Annotated in this window: 17 protein-coding genes and 2 tRNA genes; 4 read left to right on the forward strand and 15 right to left on the reverse strand. The window is 70.4% G+C overall.

Annotated features, from left to right (window positions below; genetic code table 11):
* Positions 1 to 128 precede the first annotated feature (128 nt).
* Positions 129 to 201: transfer RNA gene (locus ACFRKB_RS12705), tRNA-Ala, on the reverse strand.
* A 129-nt stretch (positions 202 to 330) separates the two neighbouring features.
* Here ACFRKB_RS12705 and ACFRKB_RS12710 point away from each other — a divergent pair.
* The gene (locus ACFRKB_RS12710; protein ID WP_383105616.1) at positions 331 to 1,560 is read left to right on the forward strand and encodes a glycosyltransferase 87 family protein; all 1,230 of its coding nucleotides are present in this window, start codon (positions 331 to 333) and stop codon (positions 1,558 to 1,560) included.
* Here the strand turns inward: ACFRKB_RS12710 and ACFRKB_RS12715 are convergent.
* The 8 genes from ACFRKB_RS12715 to ACFRKB_RS12750 all read right to left on the reverse strand — a co-directional run bounded on the left by ACFRKB_RS12715 (position 1,529) and on the right by ACFRKB_RS12750 (position 6,410).
* On the reverse strand, positions 1,529 to 1,762 hold the full coding sequence (locus tag ACFRKB_RS12715) for a hypothetical protein (protein ID WP_003958744.1): 234 nt from the start codon (positions 1,760 to 1,762) through the stop codon (positions 1,529 to 1,531). The two genes, ACFRKB_RS12710 and ACFRKB_RS12715, sit on opposite strands and share 32 nt — an antisense overlap.
* Positions 1,763 to 2,163: 401 nt before the next feature.
* Positions 2,164 to 2,236 (reverse strand) — tRNA-Ala (locus ACFRKB_RS12720).
* Between the two features lie 94 nt (positions 2,237 to 2,330).
* Positions 2,331 to 2,984, reverse strand: coding sequence for a histidine phosphatase family protein (locus ACFRKB_RS12725; RefSeq protein ID WP_383105676.1), 654 nt, complete (start codon positions 2,982 to 2,984; stop codon positions 2,331 to 2,333).
* Positions 2,981 to 3,442: a ribosome silencing factor gene (gene rsfS / locus ACFRKB_RS12730; RefSeq protein WP_383105677.1), complete on the reverse strand. Its 462-nt coding sequence runs from the start codon at positions 3,440 to 3,442 to the stop codon at positions 2,981 to 2,983. The genes ACFRKB_RS12725 and rsfS overlap by 4 nt, the downstream gene beginning before the upstream one ends.
* A gap of 136 nt (positions 3,443 to 3,578) precedes the next feature.
* Positions 3,579 to 5,318, reverse strand: a complete 1,740-nt coding sequence (locus ACFRKB_RS12735; protein ID WP_383105618.1) for an LCP family protein — start codon at positions 5,316 to 5,318, stop codon at positions 3,579 to 3,581.
* Between the two features lie 19 nt (positions 5,319 to 5,337).
* Positions 5,338 to 5,973, reverse strand: coding sequence for a nicotinate-nucleotide adenylyltransferase (nadD, locus tag ACFRKB_RS12740; protein ID WP_383105619.1), 636 nt, complete (start codon positions 5,971 to 5,973; stop codon positions 5,338 to 5,340).
* Between the two features lie 38 nt (positions 5,974 to 6,011).
* On the reverse strand, positions 6,012 to 6,173 hold the full coding sequence (locus ACFRKB_RS12745; RefSeq protein ID WP_365972720.1) for a hypothetical protein: 162 nt from the start codon (positions 6,171 to 6,173) through the stop codon (positions 6,012 to 6,014).
* 84 nt (positions 6,174 to 6,257) lie between these two features.
* On the reverse strand, positions 6,258 to 6,410 hold the full coding sequence (locus tag ACFRKB_RS12750; protein WP_383105621.1) for a hypothetical protein: 153 nt from the start codon (positions 6,408 to 6,410) through the stop codon (positions 6,258 to 6,260).
* 154 nt (positions 6,411 to 6,564) lie between these two features.
* Here ACFRKB_RS12750 and ACFRKB_RS12755 point away from each other — a divergent pair, with 154 nt between their 5' ends.
* Positions 6,565 to 7,683, forward strand: a complete 1,119-nt coding sequence (locus ACFRKB_RS12755) for a M48 family metallopeptidase (protein WP_383105622.1) — start codon at positions 6,565 to 6,567, stop codon at positions 7,681 to 7,683.
* Between the two features lie 51 nt (positions 7,684 to 7,734).
* On the opposite strand, the gene ACFRKB_RS12760 is transcribed toward ACFRKB_RS12755, so the two are convergent.
* The 5 genes from ACFRKB_RS12760 to proB form a co-directional block, all read right to left on the reverse strand.
* On the reverse strand, positions 7,735 to 8,853 hold the full coding sequence (locus tag ACFRKB_RS12760; protein ID WP_383105623.1) for an SCO2583 family membrane protein: 1,119 nt from the start codon (positions 8,851 to 8,853) through the stop codon (positions 7,735 to 7,737).
* Between the two features lie 120 nt (positions 8,854 to 8,973).
* Entirely contained in the window at positions 8,974 to 9,564 is a 591-nt protein-coding gene (locus ACFRKB_RS12765) for an SCO2584 family spore wall biosynthesis protein (protein WP_383105624.1), read from the reverse strand.
* 133 nt (positions 9,565 to 9,697) lie between these two features.
* Positions 9,698 to 10,981, reverse strand: coding sequence for a glutamate-5-semialdehyde dehydrogenase (locus ACFRKB_RS12770; RefSeq protein ID WP_030352352.1), 1,284 nt, complete (start codon positions 10,979 to 10,981; stop codon positions 9,698 to 9,700).
* Positions 10,982 to 11,053: 72 nt separating this feature from the next.
* Positions 11,054 to 11,578, reverse strand: coding sequence for a hypothetical protein (locus tag ACFRKB_RS12775; RefSeq protein ID WP_383105626.1), 525 nt, complete (start codon positions 11,576 to 11,578; stop codon positions 11,054 to 11,056).
* A 143-nt stretch (positions 11,579 to 11,721) separates the two neighbouring features.
* Positions 11,722 to 12,840 (reverse strand): glutamate 5-kinase, encoded by a 1,119-nt coding sequence (gene proB, locus ACFRKB_RS12780; RefSeq protein ID WP_365972748.1) that lies wholly within the window; start codon positions 12,838 to 12,840, stop codon positions 11,722 to 11,724.
* Positions 12,841 to 13,254: 414 nt separating this feature from the next.
* Here proB and ACFRKB_RS12785 point away from each other — a divergent pair, with 414 nt between their 5' ends.
* Together ACFRKB_RS12785 and rfbC are read left to right on the forward strand one after the other, a co-directional pair.
* Complete coding sequence (locus ACFRKB_RS12785; RefSeq protein WP_383105627.1) at positions 13,255 to 15,270, forward strand: glycosyltransferase family 2 protein; 2,016 nt, start codon at positions 13,255 to 13,257, stop codon at positions 15,268 to 15,270.
* A 71-nt stretch (positions 15,271 to 15,341) separates the two neighbouring features.
* Entirely contained in the window at positions 15,342 to 15,941 is a 600-nt protein-coding gene (gene rfbC / locus ACFRKB_RS12790; protein WP_383105628.1) for a dTDP-4-dehydrorhamnose 3,5-epimerase, read from the forward strand.
* Positions 15,942 to 16,013: 72 nt separating this feature from the next.
* Here rfbC and ACFRKB_RS12795 read toward each other — a convergent pair whose 3' ends face one another.
* Positions 16,014 to 16,808, reverse strand: coding sequence for an O-methyltransferase (locus tag ACFRKB_RS12795; RefSeq protein ID WP_383105629.1), 795 nt, complete (start codon positions 16,806 to 16,808; stop codon positions 16,014 to 16,016).
* Between the last annotated feature and the right edge of the window lie 4 nt (positions 16,809 to 16,812).

The raw sequence follows: 16,812 nt of genomic DNA on the forward strand, positions 1-16,812 counted from the left end.
GGGCGCGGGGGGTGTTTTATATACCCCGCCGCCCCCACCCCCACCCCCGCGGGGGCCCCCCCCCGGGGGCCCCCCCGCTTCTCGTACTGCTGAATATCACTGCGTCGGCTGCGACAGCCGAAGAGATGTGGAGCTAAGGAGAATTGAACTCCTGACCTCCTGCATGCCATGCAGGCGCTCTACCAACTGAGCTATAGCCCCTTGTGGTGTGCCGTCCTCCGGGTCATCCCCTCGGCGGCATCGCCAACATTACACGGTCCCTCCGGCCCACCACCAAATCGTTTCCCGTCTGAACGGATAAGACCGATACGCCCGGTACTGTCGCCCTTCGTGACTGTCGCCACGCTCCTGCGCAACCCGCTCCGAAACCCCTCCGACCGGCGCCCCCTCCTGCTCGCCGCCTCGGTCTGCCTGCTGTCCTTCGCCCTGTTCTGGGCGGCGCAGCGCGCGGCCGGGGTCTCCATGATCGACCTGCTGGTCTATCGCGCCGAGGGCCGTACGGTGCTGGACGGCCGGGACCTGTACGCGATGCGCGCGACCTCCGTTCAACTCCCGGCGACCTACCCGCCGTTCGCCGCGCTGCTGTTCACCCCGCTCACCCTGCCGGACGTCCCCGGGCTGCGGACGCTCGCCACCGCCGGGAATCTGCTGCTCCTGGCCGTGTTCGCGCATCTCTCCCTGCGGCTGACGCTCCCCCCGGACCGGCTCCCCCGGCCGTGGGTCACCGCGCTCTGGGTGGCCTCGGCCGCCGTCTGGTGCGAGCCGGTCTGGACGACCCTGCGCTACGGGCAGATCAATCTGCTGCTCGCGGTGGCGGTGATGTGGGACCTCACCCGCCGCGAAGGGCACCGCTGGGCGGGCGCGGGCACCGGCTTCGCCGCGGCGGTCAAGCTCACCCCCGCGCTCTTCGCCGTCCTGTTCCTGATCACCGGGCTGGTACGGGCCAGGGAGGACGGCTGGAACCCGTGGCTGCGGCGGGCCACGACGGCCGCGCTGGCCTTCTGCGCGGCAACGCTGGCCGCCGCCGCAGCTCTCCCCCGGGACTCGCTCCGCTTCTGGTCCCTGACCCTCTTCGAGACGCACCGGGCGGGCAGCGCGGAGAGCACCGCCAACCAGTCGCTGCGCGGGGTCCTCGCCCGGCTGCTGCACACCGGCGATCCTGCGCTCTGGTGGACCGCCACGGCCGTCGCGGTGGCGGCGCTCGGCCTCACGACGGCGGTCGCGGCGGCGCGACGCGGGGAGCCCGCCGCCGCCATGGCCGCCTGCGCGGCGACGGCGCTGCTGATCAGCCCGGTCTCCTGGTCGCACCACTGGGTGTGGTGCGTACCGATCACACTGTTCCTCTGGGCGCGCGCCGGTGCCCGGTGGGCGCTCGCCGCGGCGCTCGTCTTCTGCTCGTACGCCCTGTGGTGGGTTCCGCACGGCACCGGCCGCCCCGAACTCGCCCAGGGCGCCGCCGAGATGGCGCTCTCCGCCCTCTATCCGCTGACCGCCGCCGCCCTGATCGGGTACGTGGCCCACTCCGTGGTCAGGCCGTGGCGAACGAGTAGAACCGCTTGAGCGTGCAGTGCTCGTCGAGGAGCCGGCCGTAGATCGGCTCGCCCTCCAGCTCCCGGTACGTCTCGATGGGGTCGCCCTTTATGATCAGCGCCCGCGCGCACTCCTCGCACCAGTACTGGTACTCGGGGTTGAGCGGCTCCATGTCCCGGACGATCGGCGTACCGCTGCCGCACCAGTCGCATTTACGCCTGTGTGCACCCATCACTCAGCTCCAGCTGTGGCCGCAGGCCGTGCACACGTAGGAAATCCCGCCATTGTCACCAAGTACTTGAGCCACATGGGACGAGCCGCACGAAGGGCAGCTGAGGCCGGCGGGCGCCTCCGCCGCGGCGAGCAGCTCATCGGGTTCCTCGACGCTGCTGGCGGACATGTACGCGCTCCCTCCCCATGCGGTCCGTCGCTCCCCTCCGGCGGTCCGATTCTGCCACGCCGAGGACTGGGGAGCAGCCTGAAAAAGCCTGCCTGTTAGGGCTTATACGGGACACGGGACCACGGGACGCGAGTCCGCGGGGCGAGGGAGAGGGCGCCTGCGGGGACGAACGTCCCGAAACCAGAAATCCCGCCCCCTTGTCAGGGACGGGATCCGAAGGATGAAGCGGATTGTGGAGCTAAGGAGAATTGAACTCCTGACCTCCTGCATGCCATGCAGGCGCTCTACCAACTGAGCTATAGCCCCGCGTGTTCCCCGCGCTCAGCGCCGCGAACAAGAAGAACTTTAGCCTGCGACCAGCCGGAAAGTGAAATCCGGCCCCACCGCCGCCGGGGGCGGCTCAGTCGTCGTCACCGAGGACCGGTTCCGGAAGGGTTCCCGCGTTGTGCTCCAGGAGCCGCCAGCCGCGCGCGCCCTCGCCGAGGACGGACCAGCAGCAGTTGGAGAGCCCGCCGAGCCCCTCCCAGTGGTGGGATTCCAGGCCCAGCAGATGGCCGATCGTGGTACGGATCGTGCCGCCGTGGCTGACCACCACGAGCGTGCCGTCGTCGGGCAGCTTGTCTGCGTGGTGGAGCACGACGGGCGCGGCACGCTCCGCCACCTCGGTCTCCAGCTCACCGCCGCCGCGCCGGACGGGCTCGCCGCGCTTCCAGGCCGCGTACTGGCCGCCGTACTGCCCGATGATCTCTTCATGGGTCAGGCCCTGCCAGGCGCCCGCGAAGGTCTCGCGGAGCCCGGCGTCGTACGCGATGTCGTGCCCGGTGATCGCGGCCAGCTCACGGGCCGTGGCCGCGGCCCGCCGCAGGTCGGAGGCGACGATCGCGTCCGGCTTCAGGGAGGCCAGCAGCCGGGCGGCCCGGTGCGCCTGGGCGACACCGGCGTCGGTCAGCTCGATGTCCGTGGTGCCCTGGAAGCGGCGCTCCAGATTCCACGCCGTCTGGCCGTGCCGCCACAGGATGATGCGGCGGCCCCTGCCGCCCTTTCCGCCGTTCAGCTCAGCTCACCGTCCGTGTCGCCGAAGGCTCCGGCACGCTCCCCGCCGTCGCCCGCCGACTCGGCGTGCTCCGCGGCCTTGCCCCGGGTCTTGACGGCGTCCTCGGGAAGCGGCAGCTCCGGGCAGTCCTTCCAGAGCCGCTCCAGGGCGTAGAAGACCCGCTCCTCGCTGTGCTGCACATGCACGACGATGTCGACATAGTCGAGGAGGATCCAGCGCGCGTCGCGGTCGCCCTCACGGCGCACCGGCTTGGCGCCCAGCTCCTTCTGGAGCCTCTCCTCGATCTCGTCGACGATCGACTTGACCTGACGGTCGTTGGGCGCCGAGGCGAGCACGAAGGCATCGGTGATCGACAGCACGTCGCTGACGTCGTACGCGATGATGTCGTGCGCGAGCCGGTCGGCGGCCGCCTGGGCGGCGGCGTTGACGAGCTCGATGGAACGATCAGTAGCGGTCACAAGCAGGCTTCCGTCGGTGGTCATGGAGATACCAAGGATCTCACGGACCACCGACAGCCGGTGCGGCGCGGGAGCGGGGCCGGGCCACGCGAACAGTGTCCGCGCGCCCGGCCCCGTACGTCCGTCCCCCGCCGACTCAGTTGACCTTGTAGTCCTGGCCGAGGACGACGGACACATCCGCGTTCGTGGCGGCCTTGCCCTTCTTCACCGCGCCGGCCGGCAGTCCGAGGGTCTTGGCGACCTCTTCCGCCTCCGGCTTCTTCGCGTCGTCACCGTAGGTGACCTGCGAGGATGTCAGGACCTCCGCCGTGCCCGCGTCCACGAAGCCATAGCCGCCGTTGACCAGCGAGATCCGGGCGGACTCCGCCGCGTCCTGGTCCCCGCTCGCGTTCTTCACCCCGACGCGCACGGCCGAGCCCTTCTCCGGGGCGCTGACCGAGCCGCCCAGGATGTCCTTCACCACACTCTCGGCGGCCTGGTCGCTGAGCAGACCGTTCTGCTGCACGGGCAGCAGCGTCGTCTTGTAGTCGCCGACCTTGGCGTGCTCGGCCAGCTTGGCGAGGGAGGCTCCCAGGTCCTTCTCGGGCAGCGAGGGATCGAGGATCTGCGCCAGGGTCTCGACGGTGATCGTCGCGGCCTGCGGGTCGTCGGACATCTTCCGCAGCACCCCCTGGAGGACCTGGCCGAACCGCTGGAGCTGCTTGGCCTCCGGCTCGCCGGGCGCGGTGTACGTGGCGTAGGCGACGGCCATCCGCCCGCTGAGCGTCTGGTTCTCGCCCTTCTTGACCACCGGGTCGTCGCCCTTCTTCGCCCCGGGCACCTCGACATCGGTGGTCAGGTCGATCGTGCCGACGAGTTCGACGAGGTTCTCCAGATACGGGGTGTCGAGCCGCCAGGTACCGGTGATCTTCGTGCCGAGCAGTGTGCCGATGGCCTCGCGCGTGCCCTCCGAGCCGTCGTCGTCGACGGACTTGCCGAGCGGGGTGGAGACGCCGTCGTCGTCGGCGACGGAGAGGGTGTTGGGCAGCAGGACGGTGGTGCCCTGGCCGGTCGTGGCGTTGTTGACCAGCAGCGCCGTGGAGGTGCCCTTCTCCTTGGTGTTGTGCAGATGCACCACGATCACATCGCGCTTCTGCGGTCCCGTCGCGGTGGTCTTCTTCTCGTCCGCGGAGCCGAGACCGGGCAGCTTGCCCGCGTACCAGAGATAGCCGACACCACCGGTGACGGCGAGGGCGAGAACGACGAGGAGGGCGACGATCCGGCTGCGGCCGCGACGCTTGGCCTCTTCGCGCCGCTCGGAGCGGCTCTCGGTGAACTTCAGCCAGTCGATGACGTCTTCGGAGTCCTCGTCGGGCTCCTCTATGAACGAGAACTGCTCGGTGCGGTAGTCACGGTCCTGGCCGTCGGGGCGCCGCTGCTCCGGTACGGGTACGGACGCGGGCGCCGGGGCGGGCGCGGCGACGGCCGGCTCGGGCGCCGGGGCGGCGGACGCGGCGGCCGGCTGCTGCGGGATGTTCCACTGCTGGGTGGTGTCGACGCTCACGGGCTGCTGCTGCCCGGTGTCATAGCCGTAGCCGTCGTATCCGTATCCCTGCTGCTGCGACGGCTGTTGCTGCTGCGGCGGCGGTGACGGCTGGGCGTAGGGGTCGTACTGCTGCTGAGGCTGCGCGGTCTGCTGGGGCTGGGTGTACGGGTCGTATCCGTACCCCTGCTGCGGCTGCGCCGGCTGTTGCCGCTGCGGCTGCCCGTAGGCGTCGTACTGCTGCTGCGGCTGGGGCTGTTGGTACACCGGCTGCCCGTACTCGTCGTACCCGACGATCCGGGGCCGCGTGTCATACGGGTCGTACGGATCGTACGGCTGCTGCTGGTCGTTCACCGGTGCCCCTCTCCCTGGCTCATGCGCCGCGGTACAACTGCCGCTTGTCGATGTAGCGCACCACACCGTCCGGCACCAGGTACCAGACCGGATCGCCCTTCGCGACCCTCCCCCGACAGTCGGTCGACGAGATCGCCAGCGCGGGCACCTCCACGAGGGAGACGCCGCCCTTGGGCAGCCCGTCGTCCGTCAGATCATGGCCCGGCCGGGTCACTCCGATGAAGTGGGCGAGCGAGAACAGCTCTTCGTGGTCACGCCAGCTCAGGATCTGGGAGAGCGCGTCGGCTCCGGTGATGAAGAAGAGGTCCGCGTCGCCATGGACGGCCCGCAGGTCCCGCAGCGTGTCGATCGTATAGGTCGGACCGCCGCGGTCGATGTCGCTGCGGCTGACCGAGAACTGCGGATTGGACGCGGTGGCGATGACCGTCATCAGATAGCGGTCCTCGGCCGGGGAGACCGCGCGCTGGCTCTTCTGCCACGGCTGCCCGGTCGGCACGAAGATCACCTCGTCGAGGTGGAACAGGGCGGCCACTTCGCTGGCCGCCACCAGGTGTCCATGGTGGATCGGGTCGAATGTCCCGCCCATCACGCCGAGTCGGCGCCTGCCGCGACCGGACCCGGGTTCACGACCGCCGGCCGCTTGCTGCTCTCCCATGCGTGCAGAGCCTACTGGCACAAGATGACGCCCCCGTGTCAGCGGTCGCGGTTGAAGCGGGTGGTGATCCACAGCAGCAGAAGCAGCCCGAACAGGGCGCCGCCGCCGATGAGGAAGGGGCTGAGGCTTTCATGGTTGCCGCCCTGCTCGGCGCCCTCGGCGAGCGTGACCAGGTGGGCGGCGGTACCGGTGAGGCTCATCTTCTACGGGCCCTTTTCTTCGCGGGTGGGAGCGGAGACTTCGCGCACATCGTATGCGGGGGCTCCGGGCACGCTTACGCCGACTCAGTCGTTGTGATCGTTGTCGCGGTACCCGCGCAACAGGAACCAGGCGAGCAGGACGACTCCGACCAACGAGACGACCAGCACGATCCGCAACGTATCGCCCGGTCCCTGCTGGTCCGATGCGGCGGCGAGCAGTGAGACGGTTTCCGGCATGTCGGGTGTGCTCCTCGGTCTCTTCCGGCGGTGCCCGGGGTGACGGCTCCCGGGAAACACGGCCATGGGCCCCCGTCACACGGTAGACCCACCCCCTAGGGTGGGGGCCGTCAGGGGGACGGGCTTTGGACTCGTATGAACAGGGGATATCCATATGACCGAAGACAGTCACGAGGCAGACACGCACGAGAACGTGCCGAGCAGGCAGCGCAAGCGCTTCCCGGGCATCTCCTCACGGGCGTACGAACACCCCGCGGACCGCTCGGCGCTGGTCGCCCTGCGCAAGCTCACCGGCTTCGACACGGTGTTCAAGGCGATGAGCGCGCTGCTGCCCGAGCGCAGCCTGCGGCTGCTCTTCCTCTCCGACTCCGTGCGGGTCGGCGACGCGCAGTTCGCGCATCTGCACGCCATGCTGCGGGACGCCTGTTACATCCTGGACCTGGAGAAGGTTCCCGCGATGTACGTGGCGCAGGATCCCAAGCCGAACGCCATGTGCATCGGTCTGGACGAGCCGATCATCGTGGTCACCACCGGGCTGGTGGAGCTGCTCGACGAGGAGGAGATGCGGGCGGTCGTCGGCCATGAGGTGGGCCACGCGCTCTCCGGTCACTCCGTCTACCGGACGATACTGCTCTTCCTCACCAATCTGGCGCTCAAGGTCGCCTGGATCCCGCTGGGCAATGTCGCGATCATGGCGATCGTGACGGCGCTGCGGGAGTGGTTCCGCAAGTCGGAGCTGTCGGCGGACCGGGCCGGACTGCTGGTCGGCCAGGATCTCCGGGCCTCGATGCGCGGCCTGATGAAGATCGCCGGTGGCAATCATCTGCACGAGATGAATGTGGACGCGTTCCTGGAGCAGGCCGCCGAGTACGAGGCGGGCGGCGATCTGCGGGACTCCGTGCTCAAGATCCTCAACGTGCTGCCGCGTACGCACCCGTTCACGACGGTGCGTGCGGCCGAGCTGAAGAAGTGGGCGGAGAGCCGCGACTTCCAGCGGATCATGGACGGTCACTACCCGCGCCGCGAGGACGACAAGGACACCTCGGTCACGGACTCGTTCCGCGACTCCGCCGCGCACTACGCGGACACGGTCCGCAGCAGCAAGGACCCGCTGATGAAGCTGGTCGGCGACATCGCGGGCGGCGCGGGCGATCTGGGCGGCAAGCTGCGCGACAAGTTCACCGGTGGCGGTGGCAACGGTGGCGGCGGCAGCCGCCCCTCGGACGAGGGCACCGGCGGCGACGGCCGGGACCAGGGCCCCCGCAAGAGCTGACCCGGCACGAGCCGAACCGTACGGAGAGCGGGCCGGGCCCGGTCGTCCTGTTCAGGAGGCCGGGCTCGGTTCCGCCGCGCGGGACAGCGTCCCGCAGAGCGCCGTAGTGGCCGGACCCGTCGCGTACGGGTCCGTGGCGGCCGGTTCCCGGAGCTTCGCCCGCTGGCCGGCCAGCAGGGGCCGCAGCGTCGTCGGCGGCTCCGCCGAGCACGCCTGCGGCCCGGCCTGCACCTCGCTGGTCAGCAGTCGCGCCGTGTGCCGCGGCAGCGCGTCCAGGTCGAAACGGAAGCGCAGCTCGCGCCGGACGGTGAAGAGCGAGGCGTCCTGTACGGGCTGCGCGTCCGAGCTCGCGGGGCGCAGCGCGTAGACGAACACATGGTCCGAGACCACCTCCAGCGTCCCGGGCGAGGTCTCCTGGTAGCGCAGCGTGCCGTGCACCCGCACCTCGCTGTCGGCCTGGGCCACCTTCGCCGGGTCGAAGCGCACCAGCCAGCCGGTCGGGGCGTGCCGGCCGTCGTCGGCGGGGGCGGCGAATCCGGCGTCGAACTGGTCGAGCTGGTCGGGGTCGAGCAGCACCCGTACCGGCCGTTCCGAGCGGCCCTCGATGACGTCGGGGTCGAGCGAGGACGCCACCAGATAGTCCTTGACGGTCGTCAGCGCGGCCATCACCTGGCTCTCCGAGAATCCCCCGGTCTGCCGGACGGCGGGCATCGTGATCCCGGCCGCCCCCACCCGGAACTGCGCGGCCGGGCTGTGTTTGAAGAGATCCGCGGGGGTGCCGCCCGGCACGGGCCCCTGGGGCGCCAGCGGGATGACCGACATCCGCACCTGGTCCACGGAGCGGCCGGTGGCCGGCCGGTAGGGGTTGCGCAGGCCCAGATAGATGGCCGTGCCGAACGCCAGGACCACCACCATGACCAGCAGCAGAAGCTGTCTCGATCCGCGCCAGAAGATCCCCCGGGCCCGCTTTCTGGACGGTGGCGGAGGCTGCGCCGGAGGAACCCTCCGTACGGCGTCGGCGTGATCGGTCATCCGCTCCCGCGCCGAGAACTCCTGAAGGCGGGCCTCCCGGATGAAGGATTCGTCGAAGACGACGGAGCGGTACTCGTCGTCATCGCCGCCGGGCAGCCCCTCAGGTTCCCCCTCGGGTGGGTCTCCACGCCCTGCCATACCTTCAGGGTAGGTCGGCGGGGCCGAACATAAACGCTGGGCGAGCCGGGAAGTTCCGGGAGCCACGCGATCGGCCGTTCAGGTCGCACGCGGCCGTCCGGGACGTGTTTCAGGCGCCGGTCAGGGCGTACGCGGCACCGCGGAAACCGCCGGCGCCGACTGGTTCGCGGTCGCCGAGGGCGTACCCGGAGCCGGCTTGTCGATCCCGGTCGTGGCGGGCTGCGGCACCTTGCCGTCGCGGCTGTTGGAGGCGCCTCGGTAGACGGCGGAGAAGGCCAGCGCGACCATCCCGATCCCCATCAGCAGGGCGAGCAGCCAGGCGACGGGCCGGTGCCAGCGGGCGGCGCCGCGGTACGGCCGCAGCGAACCGCCGTGGCGTCCATAGGGCCCGGAGAGCGCGTCGGGGTCATCGGGGTCGTACTCGCCGTCGTAACCGGGCTCGGGTCCGTACGCGCCGTCGCGGCCGTACAGCTCCTCGTACAGCTCGTCCTCGGGCCGTCCCCCGCCGGACCGCGCGCGGGCCGCCTCGGCCTCGGCGCGCGCCTGGGCGGCGGCCAGCAGCCGTTCCACGGCGGAGGGTTCATGGATGGTGGCGGCCTTGACGAAGTCCTCGTCGAACACCACGGGGGCGAAGTCCTTGTCCGCGCCACCGCGGTCGTCGTCGGGCTCCCAGCCGTCCGGGAACGGCTTGCCCCCCACGTCGTCCGGCACCCCTTCAGGGTAGACCTGGCGGGTCGTTTTGGGCAGGCGGAGTCCGAACTCTCCCGCGTTCGTCTTGGTCACATCGCCACCCCGGCGCCCGCCCGTCACCGCGGGCGCCCCTGCCGTATCAGTGGCCCCACCGCTATCGCGTGTGACCGTCGCCGATCACGATGTACTTCGTCGAGGTCAGCTCCGGCAGCCCCATCGGCCCCCGCGCGTGCAGCTTCTGCGTGGAGATTCCGATCTCGGCGCCGAAGCCGAACTGGCCGCCGTCGGTGAAGCGCGTGGACGCGTTCACAGCGACTGTCGTGGAATCGACCAATTGGGTGAATCGGCGGGCGGCGGCCTGCGAGGTGGTGACGATCGCCTCCGTATGGCCGGACGACCAGAGCCGGATATGGGCGACGGCGGCGTCCAGCGAGTCGACGACCGCGGCGGCGATGTCGTACGAGAGGTACTCGGTCTCCCAGTCCTCCGCGGTGGCCGGCACGATCTCCGCCTTCGACCCCGCGCCGTACGCGAGCACCCGCTCGTCGGCGTGGACCGTGACCCCGGCGTCGGCGAGCGCGTCCAGCGCGCGCGGCAGGAACACGCCCGCGATGTCCTGGTGGACGAGGAGCGTCTCGGCGGCGTTGCAGACGCTGGGCCGCTGCGCCTTGGAGTTGATCAGGATCTCCACGGCCATGTCGAGATCGGTCTCGGCGTCCACATACACATGGCAGTTGCCGGTGCCGGTCTCGATGACGGGGACGGTGGACCCCTCGACGACGGTACGGATCAGGGAGGCGCCGCCGCGCGGGATCAGCACGTCGACCAGGCCGCGGGCCCGCATCAGCTCCTGTACGGCGTCCCGGCCCTCGCCGGGCACGAGCTGTACGGCGTCGGCGGGCAGCCCGGCCCCGCCGACGGCGTCGCGCAGCACCCGCACGAGGGCGGTGTTCGAGGAGATCGCCGAGGAGGAGCCGCGCAGCAGCACCGCGTTGCCCGACTTCAGGCAGAGCGCGGCGGCGTCCACGGTGACATTGGGGCGGGCCTCGTAGATGATCCCGACCACACCGAGCGGCACCCGCACCTGGCGCAGATCGATGCCGTTGGGCAGCGTCGAACCGCGTACGACCTCACCGACCGGGTCGGGCAGCGCCGCCACGTCCCGTACGTCCGCGGCGATGGCCCGCACCCGCTCCGGGGTCAGCGTCAGCCGGTCGATGATCGCCTCGCCGGTCCCGGCCTCCCGGGCCCGCGCGATGTCCTCGGCGTTGGCCGTGACGATCTCGTGGGTACGGACTTCCAGCGCGTCCGCGATCGCCAGCAGCGCGTCGTCCTTGGCCGCGCGCGGCAGTGGCGCGATATCGGCGGCCGCGGCGCGGGACCGGTAAGCGGCCCTGGCGACCGGGGAGAGGTTGTCGTACGGCGAGAGCGAGGTCATGCCCGCAGGGTAATGCGCGCCCTGCGGGCATTCCGCACGTATTCCGGACTCCGAGACACTTCCGGAGGGGGATCAGAACGGATGAACGCCCACCGGGGCCGCCGGTGGCGGGCCGTAGCCCTCCGCGATCCGCTGGTGATACGTCTCGCGGTCGATGACCTCAAGACCGACGATCTTCCACGGCGGCAGCTTGGCGCTCGACCGGTGCTCGCCCCAGAGGCGCAGCGCGACGGCGGCGGCGTCGTGCAGGTCCCGGGCCTCCTCCCAGTACCGGATCTCCGCGTGATCGTTGGCGTACCGGCTGGTCAGCAGGAAGGGATGGTCATGGGCCAGCTGCTCCAGGCCGCGCCGGACCTCCGGCAGCGGAGCCTCGGCGCCCGAGACGCTGAGCGTGATGTGCCAGAGCTTCGACAGCGTACGGCCCTCCGCGCACGCGTCCGTTCTCGATACGACCTCCCGCTGTTGCTCGTCGTCGAAGTCGTCGAAGTCGTCCCCCGCTTCGACGCTGGTCAGGGCTCGTTCCTCGCCCGCGGCCCTCCGGGCGTGGGCGCCGCCCCCGGTCCCTCGGGGCACCGCCCCCGGGCGCGCTCGTCTCACCAGCGGCCTCCTGTTGATGCGTTGTCGTGCTGTACCCCGTCTGTATCCCTGGGACAAAGTTGACCAGTCCCGGGCAGGGCATGGGGCGGTTTTGGTAAAGGTCCCTGTTCAAAGACCGGAGTTTCAGCCGTTTCAGGGGTGGGTCAGGGATGGAGGATGACCAAATCGTCTCTGTGTACGACCTCACGCTCGTAGGCGGGGCCCAGTTCGCGGGCCAGTTCGCGGGTGGAGCGGCCCAGGAGCTGGGGGATCTCCTTGGCGTCGAAGTTGACGAGCCCGCGGGCGACCGGCCGGCCCGCCGTGTCCCGCAGCTCCACCGGGTCACCGGCGCTGAACTCGCCCTCGACGGCGGCGATTCCGGCCGGCAGCAGTGAGGTGCGCCGCTCGACGACGGCCCGTACCGCCCCGTCGTCCAGGGTGAGTGCGCCCTGCGGGGTGGAGGCGTGGGCGAGCCACAGCAGCCGGCCCGCGGAGCGCCGTCCGGTGCGGTGGAAGTACGTACCGGTGTCCCGGCCCGCGAGTCCGTCGGCGGCGTGGCTCGCGGAGGTCAGGACCACCGGGACCCCGGCCGCGGCGGCGATCCTGGCGGCCTCGACCTTGGTGACCATGCCGCCGGTGCCCAGCCCCGCCCGGCCGGCGCTGCCGAGGGAGACGCCCGTCAGATCGGCGGGGCCGCGCACCTCCGCGATCCGGGACGTGCCGGGGGTGCGGGGGTCGCCGTCGTACAGCCCGTCGACATCGGAGAGCAGGACGAGCAGATCGGCCCGTACGAGATGGGCGACGAGGGCGGCCAGCCGGTCGTTGTCGCCGAACCGGATCTCGTCCGTGGCGACGGTGTCGTTCTCGTTGACGACGGGGACGGCGCCCATGCCGAGCAGCTGGTCCAGGGTGCGGTAGGCGTTGCGGTAGTGAGCGCGGCGGCTGGTGTCGTCGGTGGTGAGCAGCACCTGCCCGACGCGTACGCCGTAGCGGGCGAAGGAGGCGGTGTACCGCGCGACCAGCAGCCCCTGCCCGACGCTGGCGGCGGCCTGCTGGCGGGCCAGGTCCCGGGGGCGGCGCTCCAGCCCGAGGGGGGCGAGCCCGGCGGCGATGGCTCCACTGGAGACGAGCAGGATCTCCTTCTCGTCACCGCTCCCGGCACCGCGTCTGACCTGGGCGAGTACATCGACGAGGGCGTCGACCCGGTCGGCGTCGAGCCCGCCGGAGGCGGTGGTGAGCGAGGAGGAGCCGACCTTCACGACGATCCTGCGGGCCTGTGCCACCGCGTCCTGCCGTGCCGTCGCGCTCTGCCGTGCCGCTGCCACGTGCTGTGCCTCTGCTCTCACTGTCGGCCACACCTCACCGGCCGGCCGCTGCCGGCCGGTCGTCCGCCGGTCGCTCAGCGTACGCGGGCGATTCCCCGGCCGACGAGGCATTTCAGTGGGTGGGACGCGGCCGGTGGGCCCGTTTCCGGCCGGCCGGTGAGCCCGTCCCCGCGTCAAACCCGCGCCTCCGGCACAACCCGATGCCGGTGAAGACAGTCTGTCAGGTGTAACAACAGTCGGGAAACGTCCCCGCCCGCGCAGAGATAAGCTGGCCTCCACGGCGCCCGTACGCTCGCCGATGGCGGCGACTCCCCCCACTTGAACCGCCCGCGCAACCACACACGAGATGGGCCATCAGTAATGCCAGTAAAAGTGAGCGTCGTCATTCCGGTGTACAACCCGGGTAAGTACATCGACCCCTGCATCGATTCACTGCTGGCCCAGACGCTGCCGGCCGCCGACTTCGAAGTGCTCTTCGTGAACGACGGGTCGACCGACGACAGCCCGGCCCGCCTGGACAAGCTGGCGGCCGAGCACCCTCATTTCCGCGTGATCCACATCCCCAACTCGGGCTGGCCCGGCAAGCCGAGAAACATCGGTGTCGCCGAGGCCAAGGGGGAGTACGTCCAGTTCGTCGACCAGGACGACCACATGGCGTCCGACGCGCTGCGACGGCTGTATGAGATGGGTCACCGCAACGGCTCCGACATCGTGATCGGCAAGGTCGCTTCCAATTTCCGCGGTGTCCCGCACGGCGTGTTCAAGAAGAATCGCGAGAAGTGCGATCTGAGTACCGCGCCGCTGTACGACAGCCTCACGCCGCACAAGATGTTCCGTACGGAGTTCCTGCGCGAGAACGGCATCGCCTACCCCGAGGGCAAGCGTCGCCTGGAGGACCAGCTGTACATGATGCAGGCGTATTTCCCCGCCAAGGTCGTATCGATCCTGGGGAGTTACACCTGCTACTACTACTCGAAGCGGGACGACGGCCAGAACGCCGGCTCCGCCAAGATCGTTCCGGCCGGCTACTACGGCAACCTGCGCGAGGTCCTCAAGGTCGTCGTGGAGAACACCGAGCCGGGCGAATTCCGGGACCGGCTGCTGCGCCGCTTCTACCGGGTCGAGATGCTCGGCCGGCTGAGCGAGCCGTCCGTGGTCAACTACACGCCCGAGTTCCTCGACGAGATGTGCGACGCGATCCGTCCGCTCGCCGAGGAGTTCATGCACGACGGCGTGCACGACGGCCTCGGTGCGCTGGTCAGACTCCGCTCCACGCTGCTGCGCGCCGACGACCGCCAGGGACTGGTGAAGATCGCCCGCTTCGCCAAGTCGGTGAAGGGCGCGGCCCGGCTGGAGGACTTCGACTGGCAGCCGGACGGCAAGGCCGCGATCACCGTGACCGGTCGTCTCGTGCACGGCGAGGACCAGGAGCCGCTGCGGCTGGTCCGCCGCGACAAGCGTTATTTCCTGCACCCGGACATCACCGAGGGCCTGCTGCCGGACGGTGAACTCCTCGATGTCACCGACGACATGGACAGCTTCAAGGGCGAGGTCTCGCTGCGTAACCGCGAGACCGCCGTCGAGTGGCCGTGCGCCGCGGAGTTCACCGCCAAGGTCGAGGCGCTGGGCGACGACACGTACGAGGTCGTCCTGCACGGCACCGGCCTGGTCACCAGCGAGGGGGTCAAGGGCCGCGGCCGGGTCTCCCGCGGTTTCTGGGACATCTGGGTGCCGCTGCGCGGACTGGGGCTGGTACGGAAGGCCAGGCTCGGCGCGGACCGCGCGGAGTCGGTCGACGCCAAGTGCCTGCCCGCGCTGCTCGGTTCGCCCGCGCGGCCGGTGATCCCGTACTTCACCGACCCGCACGGCAACCTGACCCTCGATGTCGCGGGCCGCGCCAAGAAGATGGCCACCTATCTGGCGGACCGGCCCGCGCGGCGGATGCCCGGCAGCCGTCCGGAGCTGCGTCTCGATGTGTTCACCGGCGCCAAGTCCGGTTCGAAGGCGGTCGAGTTGGTGCTGACCACGGCGGACGGCAACACCATGACCGCGCCGTCCACCCTCCGTCCCGACCAGGGCCGGGCCCACCTCGGTGTGCCCGCCCGGGTGCCGGACCTGCCGGCCGGGCAGGCGCAGCTGTCGGTGCGGCTGGACGGGCCGAAGGGCCCCGTGCTGCCGCTCTGCGAGGTGCCCGTGGGCCAGGGCGGCCGGATCCAGCTGGACCAGAGCGGTCTGGAGGTCGTCGATCCGCTGCTCGTCCGGGCGGTGACGGTGAAGCGCCGCCGGGCGACGCTGCGCCGGGTGCTCCGCTCGGCCGGCGGTCCGATCGTGCGCCGGCTGCCCTCCTCGGCGCGCAAGAAGGTGCGCCGGCTCGCCGCCCGTCTCTGACCGGCGTCGCCCTCTTCTCCCGAGTCTCCCGAGCAATGAGCGACAAGCACACAGAACAAGGACGTGATCACATGCGGCAGCTCTCGGTCGCGGGCGCCTGGGTACATGAACCGAAGGTCTTCCCCGACAGCCGCGGCAGCTTCCACGAGTGGTTCAAGGCCTCGGACTTCGCCGAGGCGGCCGGCCACCCGCTGAACCTCGCCCAGGCGAACTGCTCGGTGTCCAGCCGCGGCACCCTGCGCGGGATCCACTTCGCCGATGTGCCGCCCAGCCAGGCCAAGTACGTGAAGTGCGTACGCGGCGCGGTCCTCGACGTCATCGTGGACATCCGGGTGGGTTCCCCCACGTACCGGCGGTGGGAGGCGGTGCGGCTGGACGATGTGGATCACCACGCCGTCTATCTCGCCGAGGGCCTCGGTCACGCGTTCATGGCGCTGACGGACGACGCGACGGTCGTCTATCTGTGCTCCGAGGGGTACGCCCCCGGGCGTGAGCACGGCATCAACCCGCTGGACCCGGCGCTCGGTATCGAGTGGCCCGAGGGCATCACCCCGCTGCTCTCCGACAAGGACGCGGCGGCGCCGACCCTCGCGGAGGCCGAGGCCCAGGGCCTGCTCCCGTCGTACGAGGAGTGCACGGCGTACTACGCGGAGCTGGCCGCCCGCGGCTGAGCCGTACAGGCGCATACGAAGGGGCCCGGGCGATCATGAATCGTCCGGGCCCCTTGCGTACGGTCCGGCGGATCAGCCGGTGACCGCCTCGATCTGCCGGCGCAGCGGCGCGAAGGCCGACCGCGAGCGGCGCAGATTGCGGGCGCGGGCCAGAGCGGGCCAGAACCCGGCCCCGAGCAGCGCCTCGGGCCGTACCGCGTTCTTACGGACGAGCACCTCTTCGGGCACGTCCTGCGGGTCCGGTACGACGTACTCCTCGATGATCTTGTCGTACGCGTCCTTCAGCACCGTGCTCTCCGGATTGGCGCCGAAGATGGCCACCACCCCGGTCGGCTCGGTGTCGACGTCGACGACCAGCAGGTCGGGGCGGTACCGCCGCAGGACCGTGGCCACCTTGTAGACGTCTCCGGCCCAGAACTTGGTGTGCCGGTCGCGCGCCGCCTCGTCGACGTCCCGCGGCAGCATGTCGTCCAGGACGATCACGCTGGACCAGCGGGAGTGCTTCTCGACGTTCATGAAGTCGCGCAGCGCGAACTCGAAGAGGTGCATGCCGTCGATGAACGACAGCTCCAGCTTCGGGTCACCGCCGAAGAGATTGACCGGGTCACGCCGGGCGAGCGCGCGGAACGGGTTGCGGCCGTTGCGCAGATGGATCAAGGGATCCTTGCGGGCGAAGAAGTCGTCGCTGGTGGCCTTGACCAGATGGACATCGCAGCTGATGTCCGTGACGACCCGGAACGCCGGGTCGACCGCGACCGACGGAACCCGGGACAGAGCCAGACTGCGGCCGTCATTTACCCCGATCTCCAGATAGGTGCGGGGTTTGTACACACGGTGCAGTTGGCGCAGGAAGCCGTGGCGATCCACGTAA

Origin of the sequence: Streptomyces scopuliridis (genome assembly GCF_042790125.1) — a bacterium.
Classification (GTDB): domain Bacteria; phylum Actinomycetota; class Actinomycetes; order Streptomycetales; family Streptomycetaceae; genus Streptomyces; species Streptomyces scopuliridis_A.

Coding starts and splice junctions, on each gene's coding strand:
- ACFRKB_RS12770 (WP_030352352.1), bottom strand. CDS start 10,981: ATGACCTCGCTCTCGCCGTACGACAACCTCTCCCCGGTCGCCAGGGCC.
- ACFRKB_RS12755 (WP_383105622.1), top strand. CDS start 6,565: ATGACCGAAGACAGTCACGAGGCAGACACGCACGAGAACGTGCCGAGC.
- ACFRKB_RS12715 (WP_003958744.1), bottom strand. CDS start 1,762: ATGGGTGCACACAGGCGTAAATGCGACTGGTGCGGCAGCGGTACGCCG.
- ACFRKB_RS12750 (WP_383105621.1), bottom strand. CDS start 6,410: ATGCCGGAAACCGTCTCACTGCTCGCCGCCGCATCGGACCAGCAGGGA.
- rfbC (WP_383105628.1), top strand. CDS start 15,342: ATGCGGCAGCTCTCGGTCGCGGGCGCCTGGGTACATGAACCGAAGGTC.
- ACFRKB_RS12745 (WP_365972720.1), bottom strand. CDS start 6,173: ATGAGCCTCACCGGTACCGCCGCCCACCTGGTCACGCTCGCCGAGGGC.
- ACFRKB_RS12760 (WP_383105623.1), bottom strand. CDS start 8,853: ATGGCAGGGCGTGGAGACCCACCCGAGGGGGAACCTGAGGGGCTGCCC.
- nadD (WP_383105619.1), bottom strand. CDS start 5,973: ATGGGAGAGCAGCAAGCGGCCGGCGGTCGTGAACCCGGGTCCGGTCGC.